16 protein-coding genes and 1 pseudogene are annotated in these 21,518 nt (G+C 38.0%); 14 read left to right on the top strand and 3 right to left on the bottom strand.

Going from position 1 to position 21,518, the window contains the following annotated elements:
- Window positions 1-11 precede the first annotated feature (11 nt).
- From LB465_RS03935 to LB465_RS03925, 3 genes are all read left to right on the top strand, one after another.
- A complete protein-coding gene (locus LB465_RS03935; RefSeq protein WP_224467258.1) occupies window positions 12-1,184 on the top strand; it encodes an efflux RND transporter periplasmic adaptor subunit in 1,173 nt (390 codons plus the stop codon).
- A gap of 6 nt (window positions 1,185-1,190) precedes the next feature.
- Complete coding sequence (locus LB465_RS03930; RefSeq protein ID WP_224467256.1) at window positions 1,191-4,664, top strand: efflux RND transporter permease subunit; 3,474 nt, start codon at window positions 1,191-1,193, stop codon at window positions 4,662-4,664.
- A gap of 252 nt (window positions 4,665-4,916) precedes the next feature.
- Window positions 4,917-5,378: a cupin domain-containing protein gene (locus LB465_RS03925; RefSeq protein ID WP_224467254.1), complete on the top strand. Its 462-nt coding sequence runs from the start codon at window positions 4,917-4,919 to the stop codon at window positions 5,376-5,378.
- 76 nt (window positions 5,379-5,454) lie between these two features.
- Here the strand turns inward: LB465_RS03925 and LB465_RS03920 are convergent, their stop codons facing one another.
- Window positions 5,455-5,814 (bottom strand): toxin-antitoxin system YwqK family antitoxin, encoded by a 360-nt coding sequence (locus LB465_RS03920; protein ID WP_224467252.1) that lies wholly within the window; start codon window positions 5,812-5,814, stop codon window positions 5,455-5,457.
- A gap of 306 nt (window positions 5,815-6,120) precedes the next feature.
- Between LB465_RS03920 and aspS the strand changes: the two genes are divergently transcribed.
- The 4 genes from aspS (at window position 6,121) to LB465_RS03900 (ending at window position 10,359) form a co-directional block, all read left to right on the top strand.
- Window positions 6,121-7,875: an aspartate--tRNA ligase gene (gene aspS, locus LB465_RS03915; RefSeq protein WP_224467250.1), complete on the top strand. Its 1,755-nt coding sequence runs from the start codon at window positions 6,121-6,123 to the stop codon at window positions 7,873-7,875.
- 149 nt (window positions 7,876-8,024) lie between these two features.
- A complete protein-coding gene (locus LB465_RS03910; RefSeq protein WP_224467247.1) occupies window positions 8,025-9,815 on the top strand; it encodes a chloride channel protein in 1,791 nt (596 codons plus the stop codon).
- Window positions 9,816-9,819: 4 nt separating this feature from the next.
- On the top strand, window positions 9,820-10,059 hold the full coding sequence (locus LB465_RS03905) for a hypothetical protein (RefSeq protein WP_224467245.1): 240 nt from the start codon (window positions 9,820-9,822) through the stop codon (window positions 10,057-10,059).
- 105 nt (window positions 10,060-10,164) lie between these two features.
- Window positions 10,165-10,359: a cold-shock protein gene (locus LB465_RS03900; protein WP_037318850.1), complete on the top strand. Its 195-nt coding sequence runs from the start codon at window positions 10,165-10,167 to the stop codon at window positions 10,357-10,359.
- 66 nt (window positions 10,360-10,425) lie between these two features.
- On the opposite strand, the gene LB465_RS03895 is transcribed toward LB465_RS03900, so the two are convergent.
- Entirely contained in the window at window positions 10,426-11,400 is a 975-nt protein-coding gene (locus LB465_RS03895) for a helix-turn-helix transcriptional regulator (protein ID WP_224467243.1), read from the bottom strand.
- Between the two features lie 114 nt (window positions 11,401-11,514).
- Between LB465_RS03895 and LB465_RS03890 the strand changes: the two genes are divergently transcribed.
- The 3 genes from LB465_RS03890 to LB465_RS03880 all read left to right on the top strand — a co-directional run bounded on the left by LB465_RS03890 (window position 11,515) and on the right by LB465_RS03880 (window position 16,548).
- A complete protein-coding gene (locus tag LB465_RS03890; protein WP_224467241.1) occupies window positions 11,515-13,953 on the top strand; it encodes a TonB-dependent receptor in 2,439 nt (812 codons plus the stop codon).
- 21 nt (window positions 13,954-13,974) lie between these two features.
- Window positions 13,975-15,318 (top strand): hypothetical protein, encoded by a 1,344-nt coding sequence (locus LB465_RS03885; RefSeq protein WP_224467239.1) that lies wholly within the window; start codon window positions 13,975-13,977, stop codon window positions 15,316-15,318.
- A gap of 90 nt (window positions 15,319-15,408) precedes the next feature.
- Window positions 15,409-16,548, top strand: a complete 1,140-nt coding sequence (locus LB465_RS03880) for a PepSY-associated TM helix domain-containing protein (protein WP_224467237.1) — start codon at window positions 15,409-15,411, stop codon at window positions 16,546-16,548.
- A gap of 16 nt (window positions 16,549-16,564) precedes the next feature.
- Here the strand turns inward: LB465_RS03880 and LB465_RS03875 are convergent, their stop codons facing one another.
- Window positions 16,565-17,524, bottom strand: coding sequence for an NAD-dependent epimerase/dehydratase family protein (locus LB465_RS03875; protein WP_224467235.1), 960 nt, complete (start codon window positions 17,522-17,524; stop codon window positions 16,565-16,567).
- A 154-nt stretch (window positions 17,525-17,678) separates the two neighbouring features.
- On the opposite strand from LB465_RS03875, the gene LB465_RS03870 reads away from it, so the two are divergent.
- The 4 genes and pseudogenes from LB465_RS03870 to LB465_RS03855 form a co-directional block, all read left to right on the top strand.
- A complete protein-coding gene (locus LB465_RS03870; protein WP_224467233.1) occupies window positions 17,679-18,236 on the top strand; it encodes a hypothetical protein in 558 nt (185 codons plus the stop codon).
- A gap of 73 nt (window positions 18,237-18,309) precedes the next feature.
- The gene (locus tag LB465_RS03865; protein ID WP_224467231.1) at window positions 18,310-18,792 is read left to right on the top strand and encodes a nuclear transport factor 2 family protein; all 483 of its coding nucleotides are present in this window, start codon (window positions 18,310-18,312) and stop codon (window positions 18,790-18,792) included.
- 136 nt (window positions 18,793-18,928) lie between these two features.
- Window positions 18,929-20,998 carry a M13 family metallopeptidase gene (locus LB465_RS03860; RefSeq protein ID WP_224467228.1) on the top strand — a complete coding sequence of 690 codons (2,070 nt, stop codon included), beginning with the start codon at window positions 18,929-18,931 and terminating at the stop codon, window positions 20,996-20,998.
- A 315-nt stretch (window positions 20,999-21,313) separates the two neighbouring features.
- Window positions 21,314-21,518 (top strand): annotated as a pseudogene (locus LB465_RS03855) (IS110 family transposase); the annotation flags it as partial.

Here is a 21,518-nt window from a genome sequence, read left to right as displayed (position 1 = left end):
AAATATCAAGAATGAAAAAGTTAGCTGTTTTATTAAGTATTCCGCTTTTATTGCTCTCGTGTGGAGGTAATAAGGAAGAAAAATCTGTAGAAGAAATTATAGAAAACGAAGACCTAACCGAAATTCGGGCCAAAAAATCTGAATTAAGTCAGGAACAAAGTGACCTCACCCAAAAGTTAGACAAATTGGATCAGGCCATAGACCGTTTAGATAAAAGCCGTCGTTTAGATCTGATAGAAACCCAGAAAATTACCGACACCCTATTTAAACATTATACCGAAGTACAGGGGGATGTTGCTACCGATGAGAACATTGTGGTTTATTCTGAATTTTCAGGGATCCTGCAAGATCTTCGGGTAAAAGAAGGCCAACAGGTTAATAAAGGGCAGATTCTTGCCAAAATAGATGACGGCGGACTTTCAAGCGAATTGGCACAATTAGAAACCCAGGCTACTTTAGCTAAAACCACATTTGAGCGACAGAAGCGCCTTTGGGAGCAAAATATTGGTTCAGAAATGCAGTATTTAGAAGCTAAAACCAATTTTGAGTCTATGCAAAACTCAGTAAACAGATTGAAATCTCAACTTGATAAAACCATTGTGAGAGCTCCTTTTAGCGGAATTATAGATGAAATTTTAACCGAGGAAGGTGAAGTAGTAAGCCCGGGACAAAGTCAGTTATTTCGATTAGTGAGTCTAAAAAATATGTATATAGAAGCTGCAGTGCCAGAAAATTACTTAAACACCGTAAGAAAAGGTACCGAGGTAATTGTAGAAATCAGTTCCTTGGATCGTGAATTTGAAGGTGAAATTAGAAGGGTTGGAAACACTATTAACCCTAACAACCGTTCGTTCAGTATTCAGGTTGCAGTTCCCAATGAAAACGGGATGATAAAACCAAATCAAATCGCAACCATTAGATTAAACGATTATACTGCAGAAAACGCCATCGTAATTCCAGAGAATGCTTTGCTTAAAAATTCGCAAGGAGAAAGCGTCGTATTTACGCTTCAGGAAAAAGAAGGTGAAGACAAGATTGGTACTGCAAAAAGAAAAATTGTAGAAACAGGATATTCCTATAATAATAAAATAGAAATAACCAGTGGATTACAAACCGGAGAAACCCTGATCGTAGAAGGTGCTAAAAACCTTCGCGATGGTCAGGAAGTTAAAATAAGAAACTAAGCTGCAATGAATTTAGATAAAGAATTTAAGCTTTCGTCCTGGGCCATTAACAACAAAATGACGGTATATGTAATTATCGCCATTGTGATGATTGGTGGGCTCATGTCGTATTACAATATGCCCCGGGAAACCTTTCCCGAGGTTGTGGAAACCAAGATCTATGTTAGTTCTATCAACCCCGGAAACTCTGCTGAAGATGTTGAAAAATTCATCACAGAACCGCTCGAGGAAGAGTTTAATGATGTTGCCGGAGTTAAAGAGATTTCGTCTTCTACTTTTCAGGATTATTCCCTTGTAATTGTAGAATTTGAAGAAGATGTCGAAGTAGAAAGTGCCAAAACCAAAGTAAAAGACAAGGTAGATATGGTGAAAGCCGAAACTACCTGGCCTACTTTAGATAATGGTGCAAAGGTAGAACCTAATGTGTTTGACCTTAATATCTCAGAAGAACAACCTATTCTAAACATTAACCTAACTGGTGATTATACCGTTCAGCAGTTAAAGGAATATGCCGAATATCTTCAGGAACGCATAGAATTGCTTCCGCAGATAAAAGAAGCGAGTATTCGTGGGGCTGAAGAAATGGAGGTTGAAATCGCCGTAGATATCTATAAAATGACGGCTTCCAAAGTTAGTTTTACAGATATTGTAAATGCCGTAAGCAGTGAAAACAGAACAATTTCCGGTGGAAATGTGATTACCAGCGGGGTTCAAAAAAACATCAGGATCATTGGGGAAATTGAAGATCCTAAGGAACTTAACAATGTTGTGGTAAAAACCGATGGTGGTAATATCTTCCTTAAAGATATTGCTTCTATTAATTTTAGAGAAAAAGATGCCACCACTTTTGCGCGCGAATATGGTGAACCGGTGGTTATGCTGGACGTTAAAAAGCGTGCCGGTAAGAATATGATCGAGGCTGTTGACCAGATAAAAGAAATAGTAAAAAAAGAACAGGAAGAATATCTTCCCGAAAGTTTACACATTAGTCTCACCAACGACCTTTCTACCAACACCCGAAGCCAGGTAGACGACCTGGTAAATAATATCATATTTGGGGTGATTTTGGTGGTTCTGGTACTTATGTTTTTCCTGGGCTTTAGAAACGCACTATTTGTAGGAATCGCGATTCCTCTATCTATGTTCCTTTCGTATATCATTCTATCCAGTATGGGGTATACCCTAAATACCATGGTGCTTTTTGCTCTGGTGATGGGACTTGGGATGCTGGTAGATAACGGGATTGTTGTGGTAGAAAACGTCTATACTTTAATGGACGAAGGTATGCCACGAAAACAGGCTGCCAAGCAAGGTTTAGGTGAAATCGCCTGGCCAATTATTGCTTCTACAGCAACCACCTTGGCTGCATTTTTCCCACTGGGACTCTGGCCGGGAATTATAGGAAGTTTTATGGTGATTTTCCCCATTACGCTGTCTATAGTATTAGGTTCCTCGCTTTTTGTCGCACTAATCATCAACTCGATGCTTACCTCTCAATTTATGAGAACCGAAGAGGAAGAATTTACGAAAAAGAAGCTTATAAAAATAAGTTCTATTCTCGCCGGGTTTGGAGCATTGTTATTAATTATAGGATTTGTAGTTGATGCCGGAGCGCTTAGGGCATTCGGAAATATTCTAATTCTGGTAGCTATTTTACTTTGGGTTTATAAATATTTTATTTCCCGCGGGGTAGAGTATTTTCAATACACCGCCCTTAAAAAAATGGAAAATGCGTATGAAAAAACCCTCAAATATGCGCTACGCGGAAAGAAAGCTTATTTCACCTTTTTCGGAACCTTACTCTTGCTTTTCGTTTCTTTTGTATTGATTGGCTTGGTGCAACCAAAGGTTTTGTTCTTTCCTGAAAATGAACCAAACCAGGTAATAACTTATATCGAGTATCCACAAGGAACTGATATTCATAAAACCAACGCTCTTACCAAACAAGTAGAGCAACGTGTTTTTGAAGCTATTGAGCAATATGAGGATGAAGACGGTTACAACTTTATGGTTGAATCGGCTATCTCTCAGGTTGGTGAAGGTGCAGGAAACCCGCAAACCGATGGTGGCCAGCAAAATGAAATGCCACACAAGGCCAAGATCACCCTTTCTATGCGTGAATTCACCGAAAGACGAGGTGTGAGTAGTAGCGAAGTTTTATCTGAAGTTCGGGAAGCAGTACAGGGATTCCCCGGTGCTTCTATTGTGGTAGAGAAAGATGCTGCCGGCCCACCTACGGGATATCCAATTAATATGGAACTTAAAGGTGAAGATTATGAACAAATGTTGATGGAAGCCGAAAATTTGCGTTCGTATGTTAACGATCTTAGTATTGCCGGAATTGAAGAGCTTAAAATAGACGTTAATAAATCTAAACCAGAATTAAGTGTAAATGTAGATCGAAGAAAAGCGGGACAGCTTGGAGTTTCCACATCGCAGGTAGGTCAAACTTTGCGGCGTGCTATTTATGGGGAAGAGGTTTCAACATATAAAGATGGTGATGATGATTATGAGATAAATATGCGTTTTGCCGATGAATATCGCTATGACGAAAACGTATTATTTAATCAGCCGGTTACTTTTAAAGATCAGAACACCGGAGAAATAATTCAGGTGCCAATTTCATCTTTGGTTACTACAGAATCTGCTTCTTCTTTTAGTTCTATTAAAAGAAAAGATTTAAAAAGGGTAATCACCCTCTATTCCAACGTGCTGCAAGGTTATAATGGGAATGAGATTGTGGGCCAGTTAAAAACAGCGCTTAGAAGTTATGATCTTCCAAAAGATATCACCTTAGAATTTACCGGTGAGCAGGAAGAACAGGAAGAAAACATGGCTTTTTTACTTAAAGCCTTGCTAATCGCGATGGGCGGTATCTTGCTTATTCTTGTTGCGCAATTCAACTCGCTATCAAAACCAATTATCATTGTTATGGCGGTAGTATTGAGTTTGGTTGGAGTGTTTCTTGGGCTGATTATTTTCCAGATGGATTTCATCATTATTATGACGATGATGGGTATTATCTCTCTTGCAGGTATTGTAGTAAATAATGCTATTGTACTTATTGATTACACCCAAATTCTTATAGACCGGAAAAAACGGGAGCTTAATTTAGATGATGACGATTTACTTACCCGTGCCCAGTATTACGACTGTATTGTTAGAGGTGGAAAATCGAGGTTGCGACCAGTTTTGCTTACCGCAATTACTACAGTACTTGGTTTAATACCACTTGCAGTAGGATTGAATATAGATTTCTTTAGTTTATTTACAGATTACGACCCAAAAGTATTTATTGGGGGTGATAACGTGATCTTCTGGGGGCCATTGGCCTGGACAGTAATATTCGGGTTGGTATTTGCTACCTTCCTTACGCTGGTTGTAGTTCCGGTGATGTTTTACCTGGTAAATCGAGCCAAGGTTAAAACCGCCGATAAACGCGAAGAGCGAAAACAAAGAAAGCTGGAAGCAAAAACTTAAATTATAAAAGAAGCTGTCTGAAAAATTTTTTAAATCGTCATTCTGAATTCATTTCAGAATCTAAGATGTTGATAATAAAATCATGTTAGAAGCTGAAACCAGTTCAGCTTGACGAAATGAGACTTTTCAGACAGCCTCTTTTTTATTTTTACTATTTACAGGGAATTCACTCATTCCATTCTCCATTTAATTGAAGTAGCTTAAAAGATTAAACATTTTTAAAAGCTTTTAACCAATTAAAACCGGGGAATTATGAAAATTCAACATCAGCTTACCAATTTAATAAGTTTTAGCTTTTTAATTATGCTCTTCTTTTCCTGCGGAATTTTCGCCCAGGAAATTTCTGAAAACTCAGTCGCCATTTCAAAAAGCGATTCAAATCTTGAATGGGCCCCTTGCCCAGATTTTATGCCGGATGGTTGTAATATTGCTGTGTTACACGGAAATCCTGCCAAAAAAAATGCAGATATCTTCTTTAAAGTTCCTGCTAATGCATACATCCCAGCTCACACTCATACTTCTCCCGAAAGGATTATTCTTATCTCAGGTGAAATGGAGGTGACTTATGAAGGAGAACAACCACAAACCTTAAAAGAAGGTTCGTACGCCTACGGCCCGGCCAATAAACCTCATTCGGCAAAATGTGGCGATGCTCCCTGCGTTCTTTTTATTGCGTTTGAAGATCCAGTAGATGCAGTACCGGTAGAAGATTAAAAATCAGATTTAATTGAACAAAAAAAGGCCGTCTTTTCAGACAGCCTTTAAATTTTATTGTAAAGAAATTTAGCTTTTAGTTATCAGCTAAAGTACCATCACTCTTCCAGGTATTTACCCCGGCGATTTGATTATTGTCGTAATCTACTTCAGTCAATTTATCTGAGGTCCAGAAAAACCATTTGCCGGTTTTATTCCCTTCAGTGTATGTGGCAATGCTTTGCTTTTTACCGTCTGCATCATAAGCAATCCATTCGCCATGAAGCTTTCCATCTTTGTAAGTTCCCATTTGTTTTACAGAACCGTCTTCATAAAAGAAAGTTCCCTTAATAAGATCTCCTTCTTTTTCAAATTTTGGTTCCGGACTTTCTTGCGCCATAGCAGCTGCTCCAAAGGTAAAAATGGCAGCCATCAATATGTTTTTTATCTTTTTCATAGTCTTATTTTTTAAACTTTACTTCACAAATATAGCTAAATGTTTACTTTAAAACAACACTCACGTAACATTAAGTTAACATTAAAACATTAAAAAACTGATAAACAATTACTTAAATGTTATTTTTTAACTTAACACAGGATTTTTTCCCGAGATAATCAGCTTAAATGATTTAAAAGATTATATGATTTTCAAGCGAGCGAACGAGTATTTAAATCGCATTTAGGGAGTATTTTCTAAGTCGATTTTATCGGGAAACCCAATAGAACTTCTTACTTTTGCGCTACTTAAAATTTCAGGAATATTATGTATAGAAGTCACACCTGCGGGGAATTAAATGCAGCTTCAATTGGCCAGGAAGTAAAACTTTCGGGCTGGGTTCAAAAAATAAGGGACAAAGGTTTTATGGTTTGGGTAGATTTGCGCGATCGTTACGGCATCACCCAGCTTATCTTTGATGAAGAACGCTCTTCAAAAGAACTTATGGAAAAAGCTCAAAAACTGGGTCGTGAATTTGTAATTCAAATTAGCGGAAAAGTAATTGAGCGGGAATCTAAAAATACCAATATTCCAACCGGTGAAATTGAAGTTTTGGTTGGAGAAGTGAATATTCTCAACACTTCCCTCACCCCTCCTTTTACTATTGAAGATGAAACCGATGGCGGTGAAGACTTAAGAATGAAATACCGTTACCTCGATATTCGTAGAAATCCGGTGAAAAATAAACTGAAATTTCGCCATAAGGTGGGAATGGAAGTTAGAAATTATCTTTCAAAACAAGACTTTATCGAGGTGGAAACTCCGTATTTAATAAAATCTACTCCTGAAGGGGCTCGCGATTTTGTAGTACCAAGCCGAATGAACGAAGGTCAGTTCTACGCCCTTCCACAATCACCACAAACCTTTAAGCAATTGCTTATGGTTGGCGGAATAGATAAATATTTCCAAATTGTAAAGTGTTTCAGGGATGAAGATCTTAGAGCCGATAGACAGCCGGAATTCACCCAGATTGACTGTGAAATGGCTTTTGTTGAGCAGGAAGATATCCTGAATATTTTTGAAGGTTTAACCAGACATTTACTGAAAGAAATCAACGGTGTAGAAGTAGCCGAATTCCCAAGAATGACCTACGCTCAAGCGATGAAAAAATACGGAAACGACAAACCAGACATAAGGTTTGGGATGGAGTTTACCGAATTAAACGAACTTGCCAAAGACAAAGGTTTTAATGTTTTTGATCAGCAGGAACTGGTTGTGGGAATTGCGGTTCCGGGAGCAGCTTCCTTCACCCGAAAGGAAATAGACAAATTAATATCCTGGGTTAAAAGACCACAGGTTGGCGCCAACGGACTCGTTTGGGCAAAATATAATGAAGACGGAACTTTAAAATCTTCCGTAGATAAATTTTATTCCGAAGAAGATCTAAAAACCTGGGCAGAAGCTGCAAATGCAAAACCCGGCGATCTTATACTTGTAATGGCCGGTGATGCCGACAAAACGAGAACCCAGCTAAGCGCTTTAAGAATGCACTTAGGAAACGAATTAGGTTTAAGAAAGGCTAATGAATTCGCCCCGCTTTGGGTAGTAGATTTCCCACTTTTAGAATGGGATGAAGAAACAAATCGTTTTCACGCGATGCACCACCCTTTTACCTCGCCTAAAAAAGAAGATTTTGCCCTTCTGGAAACAAAACCGGGAGAAGTTCGAGCGAATGCTTACGATTTGGTGCTGAACGGAAATGAAATTGGGGGTGGCTCCATAAGGATCCATGACAAGGAAACCCAGGCAAAAATGTTCGATTATTTAGGGTTTACTCCGGAAGAAGCTAAAGCACAATTCGGCTTTTTAATGGATGCTTTCCAATACGGGGCACCACCTCACGGCGGGCTTGCATTTGGCTTTGACAGGTTGGTAGCCATTCTTGGCGGTCAGGAAAGCATTAGGGATTTTATTGCTTTTCCTAAAAACAACAACGGCAGGGACGTGATGATAGATGCGCCGGCCACACTTGACGAATCACAACTTAAAGAACTTCATTTACAGGTAAACTACCTGAAATAAAGCTCAAAAAGTATCCGTGAAAAATGATTCTTTGTATTCAATGCAAACGCCAGAGCATTTGAATCTCGATTATCGAGTAAAATTATAATTGATGAAAAATCCCGGTTTCACATCGGGATTTTTTTATCTTCACTTAAATAAATTTTTGAGTGAGTACCAGAGTTACAGAACTTCTAACCCGTTTTTCAGACTGGAGCACCAGGAACCTTAGCCATCAACAATTCTTGATGGTGCTAAGCTCCCTCATTGGCTTCCTGGCGGGACTTGTAGCGGTAGGCATCAAGAATTTCACCCACTATATTCAGCGTTTACTGGAAGACGAGTTTATTGTGAATTATCACAATGCTTTCTATTTTATTTTCCCAATCCTGGGGATTGCCCTTTCTGTCTTTCTCATTAAATATGTTATCAAAAAAGATATAGGAAACGGTATTCCCACCGTTTTGCACGCTATTTCTAAAAGGCAGGGAATTATGCGCAGGTTTCAATCTTACGCCTCTTTAATAACCGCCCCGCTTACCGTTGGGTTTGGAGGATCGGTAGGATTAGAAGCGCCTACAGTGGCTACCGGGGCTTCCATAAGCTCCAACTTATCTCGCTTATTCAAAATGAACCAGGCCACGCGCACACTTTTAATAGGTTGTGCTGCTGCCGGGGCAATGTCTTCTTTATTTAAAGCACCAATTGCCGCTATTATTTTTGCGATTGAAATATTTAGCCTTGACCTTACGTTGGTTTCTATGATTCCGTTACTTACAGCTTCGGTTTCAGCCATACTTACCTCCTATTTCTTTTTTGGCAACGATATCATTTTACACTATCAATTAAGTGATCAGTTTAATGTTTCTGAAGTTCCATTTTATGTTTTACTGGGCGTAATAGCAGCGGTTTGTTCTATTTATTTCGGAAAGGTTTATTTTAAGTTCGCCGCAATATTCCGAAAAATAAAATCGGGGTTCTTAAGATTACTCGCCGGCGGTCTCGGGCTTGGTGTATTAATCTTTTTTATTCCTCCGCTATATGGAGAAGGTTACGATGTAATAAATAATTTGCTGCAGGAAAATTATATTTTCGCCTTGCAAACCAATTTATTTGATGCCTACTTAGATAATATTTGGGTGGTAATTCTTCTGCTGGCAGGACTGGTAGTTTTTAAAGTAATCGCGACTTCATTAACCCTGGGTGCCGGCGGAGTTGGAGGTATTTTTGCGCCGGTTTTATATATGGGTAGCGCCATGGGCCATTGTTTCGCTCTTATTATTAACAATCTCGGGATTTTAAATAATCCTATTTCGGTTAGTAATTTCACACTGGTAGGAATGGCCGGGGTTATGGCCGGAATAATGCACGCGCCGCTTACCGCGATTTTCCTTATTGCCGAGCTTACCGGCGGGTACGAACTTTTTGTTCCGCTAATGATCACCGCAGCCATTTCGTTTGCAGTTACGACCAGGTTTCAGCCGCATTCGGTATACACTACAGAACTTGCACAACGCGGGGAGTTAATTACTCACAATAAAGACCAGGCCGTTTTAACCCTTTTAAATATTCAGCAGATTATAGAGAAAAACTTTGTAACCCTTAATATAGATATGAATCTGGGAGATGTTATTCACGAAGGCGTAATAAAATCTTCCCGGAATCTTTTCCCCGTTATCGATGAAAATCGTAAATTCTTAGGAATTATTCTATTAGATGATATAAGGCCAATAATGTTTGATCAGAAAATGTATGAAGAAGTAAAGGTGAGTGACATTATGCAACGAGCTCCGGAAATTATTGATCTTAGAAAAGATAGGCCAAAAGATATCATGAGTAAATTTCAGGAAACAAATGCCTGGAATCTGCCGGTAGTAGATGATGGCAAATATGTTGGTTTTATTTCTAAATCCAAATTACTCACCGCATACCGCCAGAAATTAATAGAAGTAACCGTTTAATGCTATGAATACCATTTTAAAAATTTTAGGAATTTTAATATTAATTGCCATCGGGGTGGGGTTTTATTACCGCACTTATGAAGATGTTTTGCTGGGAGACCAGATAATTGGCCTGGCTGTGCTGGCGAGTGCATTTATTTTAATGCCTATTTTCCTGTATGTGAGATGGAAGGGAAAACGTCTCAAAGACTACACTCTCACTAAAGAGAACATGGATAGAATGAAAGATAAAGGCATAGATTAATCACCTGTTTTAGAAGTCTTTCAAAAGAAAATCAAAAATATTGCATTGTCATCAATAATATATTGCTAACTTTGCCCTTTATTAATTATTTATTTTATTATTACGATGGAAGGTACAGTTAAATTTTTCAATGAATCAAAAGGATATGGATTCATTACCAACGACGAAACAGGAAGAGACATCTTCGTACACATTACTGGATTAGATGGCGAGAGCTTGAACGAAGGTGATAAAGTTGAGTACGTTGAAGTAGAAGGTAGAAAAGGAGTTAACGCTGCGGAAGTACGCGTTATAGAATAATATATATTATCCTATTTCAAGAACTTGAAAAGCCGCTGTGATAGCGGCTTTTTTTATGCTCTAATTTTACTGATTTAATCCTTGTTTCGGGGTATACCCATAACACTTCTTAAAGGTGTTTATAAAATGCGGAACGCTCTTATATCCCAAAATACCGGCCATTTCATTTACCGTATATTTGCCCAATAAACTTTTAGCCTTCTCCATTCGCAACTCAATTATAAAACTTCTAATCGTTTTCCCATACATTTTTTTAAAGTCCTTTTTTAGCTGAAGCTCATTCAAAAGCACTTTTCTGGCCAGCACTTTTATTGTAGGTGGATTTTTAAAATTTTCAATTAGATAAGCGTGAGCCGTTCTTATTTTTTCAAGATTTTCCACACTTATACCTTTTCCTACTCCACTACATACTTCTTGCTGGCATAAATGCAAGGAAAGAAACAATTCTTTAAGCCTTAGATCTAGGTAGTATTTCTTGAAATCAGATTCCCAATCACCCTGTGTAATCTCATTTAAAATATGATATAAACTATAATCGATATGAAATTTACAAGTTCCCCATTTTATGTAATTGCCCTCGATTATATTTCTATAAAATATATTATTCTTTATCCAGGCTTCATCTTTTAACAATTGCAGGTAATATTCTTTTGAAAGAAAAACCGCCTGGTAATGTGTAGGGCTATTTGCAGGCATTTCTATTGTACTAATCGTATCATGTTCGTAACAACAGTTAATACTTCCCATTCCTATGGGCTTCTTCTCTTTTGCTGAAATTAAATGCGAATCTCCCTTGCCTAAATAAGATATCTGAATATACTCGCCCCCGATGCTGAAGACATCAGTAAGATCCCTCTCGTTTTTAAAGGTGGTATCAACAACAAATAAACCCTTAGTAAACTGGATTTTGCTGTTAGCTTTTAACCAGGATTGTGAGAATCTGGATATTTCTTCCTTTATAATATTTTGATCCTTTTCCTCTAAAAGGTCTAATGAAAACAATAATTCATTTATCTCTACTAATTTAGACTCAATATACATAATACGCTTTCCATAATTTTTATTCCCAAAACAGAAACTGCCTTAGACACCCAAAATATAAATTTGCTGCAAGTTATTTAAAATTAGTTTAAATAAGAATAATAAAATATAATTGTGGATTCAAATTTTACTATAAGCTTTTTTCTACTGCTATTATTAGCTGGTGTGCCTACTTTAAGCGCACAGCAAACTGAACCTGAAAGCTTCAATATTTCTGGAATAATTGAAGATGAAAATGGGAATGTTTTAATTGGAGCAAGTGTTACAGCCTCCAATCTTTATCAAAGTGAGAATACCCAATCAGATTCAAAAGGCAATTACCAATTAAAGAACTTACAGGCAGGAATTTTTTTACTAGAAATTCGTAAAGATAATTTTATAGCTCACCATCAAATAGCTGTAAACTCTAAAAATTTAGAACATAATATAACTATTAATACTTCAGAAAATGAATTAAGCGAAGTATACCTCCAGGCACAATCATTCAAATCTAAAATGGAGAAAAAAGGTTTTGCCCTTAATGTTGTAGAAACCGGAGAAGCCAGTATTAGAAATATCCAGACAAACGAATTACTAAACACTACCGTTGGGGTGAAAATTCGGCAAAATGGTGGCTTAGGCTCTCGTGCAGAATACAGTTTGAATGGATTATCGGGAAGTGCAGTACGGATTTTTATAGACGGAATTCCAATTTCCACATTTGGTTCTTCCTATAACTTAAACAGTATTCCTCCCTCAATGATCGAGCGAATTGAAGTTTATAAAGGAGTTGTTCCCGGCCATTTAGCAGATGACGCCCTTGGTGGCGCTATTAACATTGTGCTAAATAAACAATCGAGTGAAATTATTAACGCGTCTGTTTCATACGGCTCATTCAATACTTTTCAAACAAATTTAAATGGGTTGTACAGGTTTGATAATTCCGGGTTTACCGTAAAAGCCTCTGCTTTTCATAATTATTCTGATAACGACTATGAAGTTTCAGGCCGAAGTGTAGTAGTAACAGGTTTAGGTGGCCAACAAACCCCTATTACCGCAAGAAGGTTTAACGATGCCTACAGGTCTACCGGAGGTACTGTTCAACTAGGCTATACCGATATAAAATGGGCCGACCAGTTTTTTGTAGGTTTTACAGGTTCTGATGATTATAAAGAAGTACAACATGGTGCATTTATGACTATTATGCCATACGAAGGAAGATTCCTGGAATCTGACGCAACTCTTGCCAATTTAATTTACCACAAAAAAGATTTATTTACCGCGGGATTAGATGTAAATATCACCGGATACTACGGGAAGCGAAACCGCCAGGTAAATGACACGGTGCCGTGGGCTTATAGCTGGAGCGGCGAACGGGCAATAGATTTTAGAGGTAACGAATACAAATATACCTGGGGCTCACAGCAAGAAGGCGGGCCTACCCTTGCAAAAATTAACCGAAATGTTGCCTCGATTAGAACAGGTTTGGCTTACGCTATTAACGATAACCACAAAATTTTAGCAAACCACGTTTATAGTGGAATTGACAGAGAAGATAGCGACGAACTACAATCTGTATTAGAAAATACTTTTTTAGGAACACGGGATTTACACAAGAACATACTTTCACTAACCTATGAATTAAATGCTTTTGACGACAGGTTAAAAACCAATGTATTCGGGAAATACTACCAACAAAAATCAATAAGTGTAGATCCTGAAATTCAAAGAAATTCAGACGGAAGCAGGCAAATTGTAGATGATGTTGTAAGCAGCAACAAAAAATATGAAGGTTATGGTTTTGCAGCTTCTTACGAGCTTAGCTCCACTATTACCTTATTAACTTCGGCCGAAAAAGCCGTACGCCTGCCAAACGAAACCGAAATTTTTGGTAACGACGGTGATAATGTTGTAGCAAATGCAAGTATTAATCCCGAGCAAAGCAACAATTATAATTTAGGTCTTAAACTAGGCACATTTAACCTTAAGAAACATCGATTTAATGCTTCAACAAACCTTTTTACCAGAAATATTAAAGATAGAATTGGCTTACCTATCGAGACTTCCTTAAATGTGGATGAAGAATTAATCGTTTATGTAAACCAGGGAAGCGGAACTTCAAAAGGCATAGACGCACAGTTCAGTTATACCTACAACAATAATTTTGGATTTAATTTCAACGTATCCCGATTCGATTTAAAAATTGAAAACAGAGGCGTAGAAATAGATGTCCCCAATACTCCATTTTTAACCATGAATGGCAGCTTACGTTATTCATTTAAAAATTTAATTCAGAAAAACTCCCGGCTAAATCTATTTTACACGATGTACTTTACTGATGAATTTTCATATCTGGTTCCCCAGGGATCCAACACGGTAGGAGACGATTTTTTTAAAGTACCTCAGCAATTAGCGCAAGATCTTGGCCTTAGCTACACTTTCCCGAATCAAAATTTCGTAATGAGTTTTGATGTAAAAAACATCTTTGACAAGCCTGTCTACGACAACTTATCGGTGCAAAAACCGGGAAGGGCTTTTTATCTAAAATTAAATTATTCAATCAATAAATTTTAACCAATTAATAAAAATAATATTATGAAACGTAATTTTTTCAGCATTAAAACCTTAGCAACCATTACAATAGCAACAGGCTTACTGGCTTCTTGTAGTAGTGACGACGCCCCTATTGACAACGGCCAGGAGCCGGGAGAAAATGAAGATGGCCGATGGATTACCGTTGCCGCCGCCAGAATGGGAGAAAATCCCGGCGATGGTAATGGAGGTACCCTAATCTATTCTGTAAACAGTAAAGACGCTAAAGACCCAACAGTATCTATAGAACCTTTTGATAATGGATTTATAGTACCTTCTAACAGAACTGCCAGGTTACAATCTTCTGAAGACGGCAGCACTATATTCAATATCAGTTATGCCGGCGATACCGGTGGTAATTACACGAAATATAATGTGAATGGCGGGCAAAATTTTGAACAAACCGGAACTGAAATAAGCATTGCTCCATATGTAGGTTCTGCTCCAAGATGGATTAAATTATTTGATGGAGATCAAACAGGAGCTGCAGTTTATGTAGATACCGAGAACCTGTTTGATGATAACGATAATTATCTTCGCACTGAAGCTACAATGGGTATTGTCACCTTGGATTTACAGAACTCAGCAATAAAAGAATTCAAAGAATCAAACCTTCAGCTAAGCGAAGAACTGGAAGCACAGGGCTATTACATTGGTAGGATTGATATGCCAACCTTAAATGCTGCGGGAGATAAATTATACATTGGAGCTCGTATGAGTAAGGTAGACCCTGAAACCGGGGAAACAGATAGGAACGGCGAAGTTTTAGGTTCTAAAACCATTGTATTAGACTACCCTTCTTTAGAAAACCCAACTATTATTACTTCTGAAGTAGGGAAAGGAAACACCAATGGTTACCGAAGCATTAATGCTTTCTTAGTGAACGGAAGTGTTTACCAGGCAAATCAGGGCGATCCCAACGGTTCTCATATCTTAAAAATTGGTGCGAATAATCAGTATGACGATTCATACGTATTTAACTTAGATGAGGCCTTAGGTGTAGAAGACGCTTATATTCTGGCCTGGAGACCTACCGCAAGCGGAAAAGCAGTTGTAGCTTATCGCCACGCAGGTTCTACTGAAGGTGTAGCAGGAGCACAAGGATATTTCGCGCTGGTAGATTTAGAAGCAAAAACTGCACAAAAAATAAATGAAATCCCATATAGCGAAGATTTCTACCTATTCCAATACCAGGGATTTGTGGTAGATGGAGATGAAGTTTATGTAACCGAAGCTCCCGTAGGAGAAAACGGGAATATTTATATTATTGATACAGAAACGGGCGAGGTAACTAAAGGGGCCGAGCTGGTAAATGTAGAAGGAAGCCACTTTATAGGAGTTTTTTAAGCACCTAAAAAATATTTGAATTTGCCAAAAAGGGCTGACCGGAAATTCTTTTTTCCGGTCAGTCTTATTTTAAGTTTTATACCAGAATCCATGACAAAGAAGAAGCAAAAAAAGAAAAAATATACGTTTAGAAAATTACTCAACGATCTGCATTTATGGTTAGGGCTTGGGAGCGGGATTATCCTTTTCCTGGTTTGCCTAAGCGGAACTATCTTAACCTTCCAAACCGAAATAAAATCGCTTTTTGCTGAAGAATTAAAAGTAGACCCGCAACAAGGTGAAGTAATTGCTGTTGAAAATTTGCAGCAAAACCTTGAAAAAGAAGGAGCGGTTACCGGGCTTACGTTGCCTAAAAATCCCAATAAAGCTTATGAATTCAAAGTGAAAACCTCGCCGGAAGATAGACGTGGTACCACTTTTTATGTAAACCAATATACCGGTGATTACCAACAACTAGGTGAAAATCCGGCAGATGATTTTTTCTTTACTATGTTTAGAATGCATCGCTGGTTGCTATTCGATTCTGCTATCGGCAGACCCATTGTGGGAATTGCTACGATCATCTTTCTCTTTTTATCTATAAGCGGAATTGTACTTTGGTTTCCGAAGAAAAAAATAAAGTGGAAAACTTTAAAACCAGGTTTTAAAATCAAATGGTCAGCAAATTGGAAAAGAATTAACCACGATCTACACAACACCCTTGGTTTTTATTCGTGTTTAGTATTAGTTGTCATGACACTTACCGGACTATTCTGGTCTTTTGATTGGTATAAAGATTTGGGCAGCCAGGTTTTAGGAACCCAGGTTTTTGGAGGTCGTGGTGGGCCTAAAATCGCTTCAGAAATTAACGCAAATTCTAAAACGCTGGATATTACTGAAATTCTCAATATTTCTAATAAAAACCTGGATTATCCAGGGGAGACTTCAATTTCTTTTCCGCAGGACGAAAAGGGTATTTTTTCAATTAGAAAATATGAATCCGGCAATTGGTCGCCCAATACTTATGATATGTTAGTTATAGATCGTGACGGGAAAATTCTCAAAAAAGAACTATTTTCAGAAAAACCGGTAAATGTTCAGGTTGCTTCTTTAATAAAACCCATTCATACCGGTGAGATCTTTGGTACTTTTTCTAAAGTCATTTATTTTCTGGCCTGCTTGATCGCTACCAGCCTACCAATCACCGGAACACTAATCTGGTTGAACAAAATGAAGAAAAAGAAGAAATAATTCTCGATTTATAGAATTACTTCGCGGTATTTAATTGCTCTGAAACTCCTGCCAGCATTTCCTTAACCAGGCTTTGCAGGTCGAAATCGTGTTTCCACTGCCAGTCCTTTCTCGCTTCAGAGTCATCTATGCTCGAAGGCCAGGAATCGGCAATTTTTTGTCTAAAATCGGGGTCATAAGCAATTTTAAACTCAGGGATTTCCTTTTGAATAGCTTCAGCAAGAATTTTTGGCGTAAAACTTAAAGCCGAAAGATTATAAGAAGAACGTACTTTTATTTTCTCCGAAGGTGCTTCCATAATATCTACGGTAGCTTTAATCGCATCGTCCATATACATCATAGGAAGGCCGGTATTTTCGTCCAGAAATGAAGTATAGTTTTTCTTTTTAAGGGCTTCGTGAAAAATCTCTATCGCATAATCGGTAGTTCCGCCGCCGGGAAGGGTTTTATAACTTATAATGCCAGGATAACGCAAACTTCTAACGTCTACGCCGTATTTATCGTGATAATATTCGCACCATCTTTCGCCGGTTTGTTTACTAATTCCATAAACCGTAGAAGGCTCCATTATTGTAGTTTGCGGAGTATCATTTTTAGGCGTGGTAGGCCCAAAAACTGCAATACTCGACGGCCAAAATACTTTTTCAATCTTTTTATCCTTTGCAAAATTCAGGATATGAAAAAGGGAATCCATATTAAGGTTCCAGGCTTTCATCGGGACTTTTTCTGCAGTAGCGCTTAACATAGCGGCCATAAGGTAAACTTCAGAAATGCTGTACTTATCAATAATAGATTCTATTAGAGCGGCATCAGTAGCATCGGCAATTTCAAAAGGACCAGATTCCATAAGCTCCTCGCTCCCTTCCCTAATATCACTAGCCACTACCCGATCGTTTCCGTAGAGATCGCGTAATTTCAGCGTTAACTCGGTTCCAATTTGCCCGCAAGCTCCAATAATTAAAATTTTCCCGGCCATCTTATTGATTTTTCCGCAAATATATTTATTTATATAGAGGTTTTCGCAATGAAGTAGCCGAAACCTTTACTTTTATTAGAAATCTTTTATGTCTTTGGCTTTCACGCCATGAATTTATGAAATCTGAAATATTTTAGATTAACTTTGTATTTATATGAAAAAACTGATTTTTATATCATTTATTTTTCTCTGGTCTTGTGGCGAAAAGTCAGAAAATCAAAATATTGCCAGTACTAAGATTGACTCTACTGCATTAAACCAACCCATAAAGACCACTAACATTGAAGTGGTTTTGCTTCCTGAAGCCAGAAAACACGCGATACAGTGGCTAGCTTACATCGCGGCGCAAAATGAAGTTGACCAATTAAAAAACTATAATCTGAAGCAAACTATAGAAAGCTCCAGGCCAATTTCTCAGGTTATGGAATCTCTTTCTACCAGTATTCCAGATTCTTTAAGCTCTAATGCGGTAAGAGCCCGTGCCAATGTTTTGGCTACCAAAGCAAAGGTCTTAGAACAACTTTCTCATCGCCGGCAATTAGATGCCGATGCCATTACTGAAGTTGCTGGCGAAATTCCCGATGAATTCAATAATTTTAAGATTCAGCTTAATGAACTTTTCCTAAAAACGCTGGAAGATTTCGAAGATGAACTCGATGAATTTAAAGCCGAAAGAGATACTATTTCTGTCGATTCAATTTCGGTAGAATAGATTAGTTCTTTCGTCTGTTTCAAATCTTTCCGGCTGAGTAAAAATCGGTATCTTGAATTAAAATTCATTCAAAATGAAAAAATTTACAACACTACTTTTTTTAATTTTCAGCATAAGTCTATCGGCTCAGGAAAAATCTAATATTGACGCTGTACTTACTCAATGGCACAAAGCCGCTGGCGAAGCCGATTTCGATACGTATTTCAGTTTAATGACCAAAGACGGAGTTTTTATAGGTACCGATGCTACCGAAAACTGGCAAAACGATGATTTTCGGGAATTTTCAAAACCATATTTTGATCGTGGAAATGCCTGGAGTTTCACAACTCTAGAACGAAATATTTATACCGAAGAAAACAGCAAAATTGCCTGGTTTGATGAGTTGCTAAATACGCAAATGGGAATCTGCCGTGGCTCAGGTGTACTTCAAAAAACCAATGAAGGTTGGAAAATTGCGCATTATGTGCTTTCCATTACCGTTCCAAATGAGAATGTTGAAGAAGTAACTAAATTGAAGGAAAAATTCGATAAACAATTAATCAATGAAATTGATTAAACCTTCAAGAGAAATAGTACAGGGAAGCCCATCCTCACTTTAAAAATCAATAAATTTTCAGCCTTAAATAATCTTGGGCTAAGTATGCTACTTTTTAGTACTTTAGCGCCAAAATTCATAATAATTTAAACCACACATGAAAAAAATAACCAAAGTGATGTTCTTGTCAGTTTTGGGAGCTGCCACCTTGAGCAGCTGTCAGGATAACGACAAAGACCAAGCTGAAAATGAAGAAGTACACGGTATTAATCTTGCGTATATGGATACTACCGTTGCACCTCAGAATGATTTCTTTAGATATGTAAACGGGAAATGGGTAGATTCTACCGAAATCCCTTCAGACCAGACTACCTGGGGAAGTTTTATGGAACTTCGTGAGCGTACCGATAAAGATGCCATGGCTATTTTAGAAGGCGCTTCTGCTAACGATAGCTTAGACCCTTCGAGTGATCAAGCTAAAGCGGTTTACCTTTATAATACAATTATGGATACCGTAGCCCGAAATGAAAAAGGCGTGGAACCGGTAAAACCATATTTGGCAAAAGTAGATGCTATTGAAAACAAAGAAGACCTACAGGAATTCCTTACCGAAATGCAACAATACGGCGGTGCCGGATTTTTCTCTTTCGGGGTTCGTGCAGATGCTAAAAACAGTAATATGAACGCTGCTTACCTTTATCCTGCAGGATTAGGGCTACCAGATCGTGACTACTATGTTGCAGATGATTCAGATTCCAAAGAAAAAAGGGAGAAATATAAGGAGCATATTACCAGAATGCTTCAATATATAGACTATTCTGAAGAAGAAGCAACTGATGCAGCAGAACGAATTTTAGCTTTTGAAACCAGCCTTGCAGAACCAAGACTGGACAAAGTAGAACGCCGTGATGCCCGTAAAACTTACAATCCAAAAACAGTAGCCGAGCTTCAAAATATGGTTCCAGCTTTTGAGTGGAATACTTATTTTGAAGAAATTGGAGCAAAAAATTTAGATACCATAATCGTTTCTCAGCCTGAATATATGAAATCCCTTCAGGATGTAATTGCTAAAAATTCTGTTGAAGACTGGAAAGACTATTTAAAGTGGAGCATCTTTAATGATGCAGCAGGAGCACTTTCTACAGAAATTGAAACTGCAAACTGGGAATTCTATAACAAAACCCTAAGAGGAGCACAGGAGCAACGACCTCGTGACGAGCGCGCTCTACAAACTGTAAACGGAACTCTTGGAGAAGCTTTAGGTAAACTTTATGTAGACGAACATTTCCCGGCTGAAGCTAAAGAAAAAGCCCAGGAAATGATTTCTAACCTGATTAAAGCTTACGAAAACAGGATAGATAACCTAAGCTGGATGGGCGAAGAGACCAAGAAAAAAGCTAAGGAAAAACTGGGAACTACAACTATTAAAGTTGGTTATCCAGATGAATGGAAAGATTATAGCGACCTTGAAATTGTAAATGTTGAAAACGGTGGTTCTTTTTTCCAAAATATGATGAACTCCAGCAAGTGGAGAGTTGCCGATAATATGGCAGATCTTGGTCAACCGGTAGATAAGAGCGAATGGTTTATGCCCCCACAAACGGTAAATGCTTATTACAACCCAAGCTACAATGAAATTGTATTTCCTGCGGCTATTCTTCAGCCCCCATTTTACGATTACAAAGCAGATGCTGCTGTAAATTACGGTGGAATTGGAGCTGTAATTGGGCACGAAATCTCTCACGGATTTGACGATAGCGGTTCTCGTTTTGATGCTGAAGGAAACCTGAATAACTGGTGGACAGACGAAGACTTAAAACAATTTGAAACACTTGGAAAAGACCTTGCAGATCAATATAGCGACATTGAAGTATTGGATAGCGTCTATATAAACGGACAGTTTACTCTTGGTGAAAATATTGGAGATCTTGGCGGAGTTAATGCTGCCTATGATGGCTTACAAATTCACTTAGAAGAAAACGGAGATCCAGGAAAGATAGATGGTTACACCCCAGAGCAACGTTTCTTCCTATCATGGGCAACAGTTTGGAGAACCAAAATGCGTGATGAAGCCTTGAAAAACAAGATCAAGACAGATCCTCATTCTCCTGGAATGTACAGAGCTTATGTACCGCTTCAAAATATTGATGCTTTTTACAGCGCTTTTGATATTGAAGAAGGAGATAAAATGTATGTAGCACCAGAAGATCGAGTTAAGATCTGGTAATTAAGTTTCTTCGGAAGTTTGATAAAAATATTAGGCCTCACAGGTTTTCGAAAACCTGTGAGGCCTTTTTGTTTTATCGTCATCCTGAGACCTGTGATAAAAAAAATTACCTAGCGTAGGATTTTGACGTAATTTTATTGGTAAATATAATGAACCACGAGTTAACCGATATAAGTATAGTGTTTTCATACCTGTTCCTGAGTATGGTTTTGGAAAATATTGTTAGCGATGCTGGTGCTCAATTTACTTGATGCCCGAATGGTAGTCTTGCAAGCTGAAAGATTTTCCAACTGTGGTTTTTAAAATTTATTCGCCATGAAAAAAATTAGAACACATGCGGCGGGTATTGATATAGGTGCCCGCAAAATTTTTGTTGGATTGGAAGGTAAAGAGGTGAAAAGTTTCGACACCTTTACGGAGGATTTGGAAGCTGCAGCATCCTACTTACTGGAAAATAATGTAGATACTGTTGCTATGGAAACAACCGGTGTTTATTGGATAATCCTGTATGATATACTTC

The organism is Salegentibacter lacus (assembly GCF_020164555.1).
GTDB lineage: Bacteria > Bacteroidota > Bacteroidia > Flavobacteriales > Flavobacteriaceae > Salegentibacter > Salegentibacter lacus.
This window is presented reverse-complemented; position numbering and strand designations above follow the sequence as displayed.

Coding starts and splice junctions, on each gene's coding strand:
- LB465_RS03935 (WP_224467258.1), top strand. CDS start 12: ATGAAAAAGTTAGCTGTTTTATTAAGTATTCCGCTTTTATTGCTCTCG.
- LB465_RS03930 (WP_224467256.1), top strand. CDS start 1,191: ATGAATTTAGATAAAGAATTTAAGCTTTCGTCCTGGGCCATTAACAAC.
- LB465_RS03925 (WP_224467254.1), top strand. CDS start 4,917: ATGAAAATTCAACATCAGCTTACCAATTTAATAAGTTTTAGCTTTTTA.
- LB465_RS03920 (WP_224467252.1), bottom strand. CDS start 5,814: ATGAAAAAGATAAAAAACATATTGATGGCTGCCATTTTTACCTTTGGA.
- aspS (WP_224467250.1), top strand. CDS start 6,121: ATGTATAGAAGTCACACCTGCGGGGAATTAAATGCAGCTTCAATTGGC.
- LB465_RS03905 (WP_224467245.1), top strand. CDS start 9,820: ATGAATACCATTTTAAAAATTTTAGGAATTTTAATATTAATTGCCATC.
- LB465_RS03900 (WP_037318850.1), top strand. CDS start 10,165: ATGGAAGGTACAGTTAAATTTTTCAATGAATCAAAAGGATATGGATTC.
- LB465_RS03895 (WP_224467243.1), bottom strand. CDS start 11,400: ATGTATATTGAGTCTAAATTAGTAGAGATAAATGAATTATTGTTTTCA.
- LB465_RS03885 (WP_224467239.1), top strand. CDS start 13,975: ATGAAACGTAATTTTTTCAGCATTAAAACCTTAGCAACCATTACAATA.
- LB465_RS03880 (WP_224467237.1), top strand. CDS start 15,409: ATGACAAAGAAGAAGCAAAAAAAGAAAAAATATACGTTTAGAAAATTA.
- LB465_RS03875 (WP_224467235.1), bottom strand. CDS start 17,524: ATGGCCGGGAAAATTTTAATTATTGGAGCTTGCGGGCAAATTGGAACC.
- LB465_RS03870 (WP_224467233.1), top strand. CDS start 17,679: ATGAAAAAACTGATTTTTATATCATTTATTTTTCTCTGGTCTTGTGGC.
- LB465_RS03865 (WP_224467231.1), top strand. CDS start 18,310: ATGAAAAAATTTACAACACTACTTTTTTTAATTTTCAGCATAAGTCTA.
- LB465_RS03860 (WP_224467228.1), top strand. CDS start 18,929: ATGAAAAAAATAACCAAAGTGATGTTCTTGTCAGTTTTGGGAGCTGCC.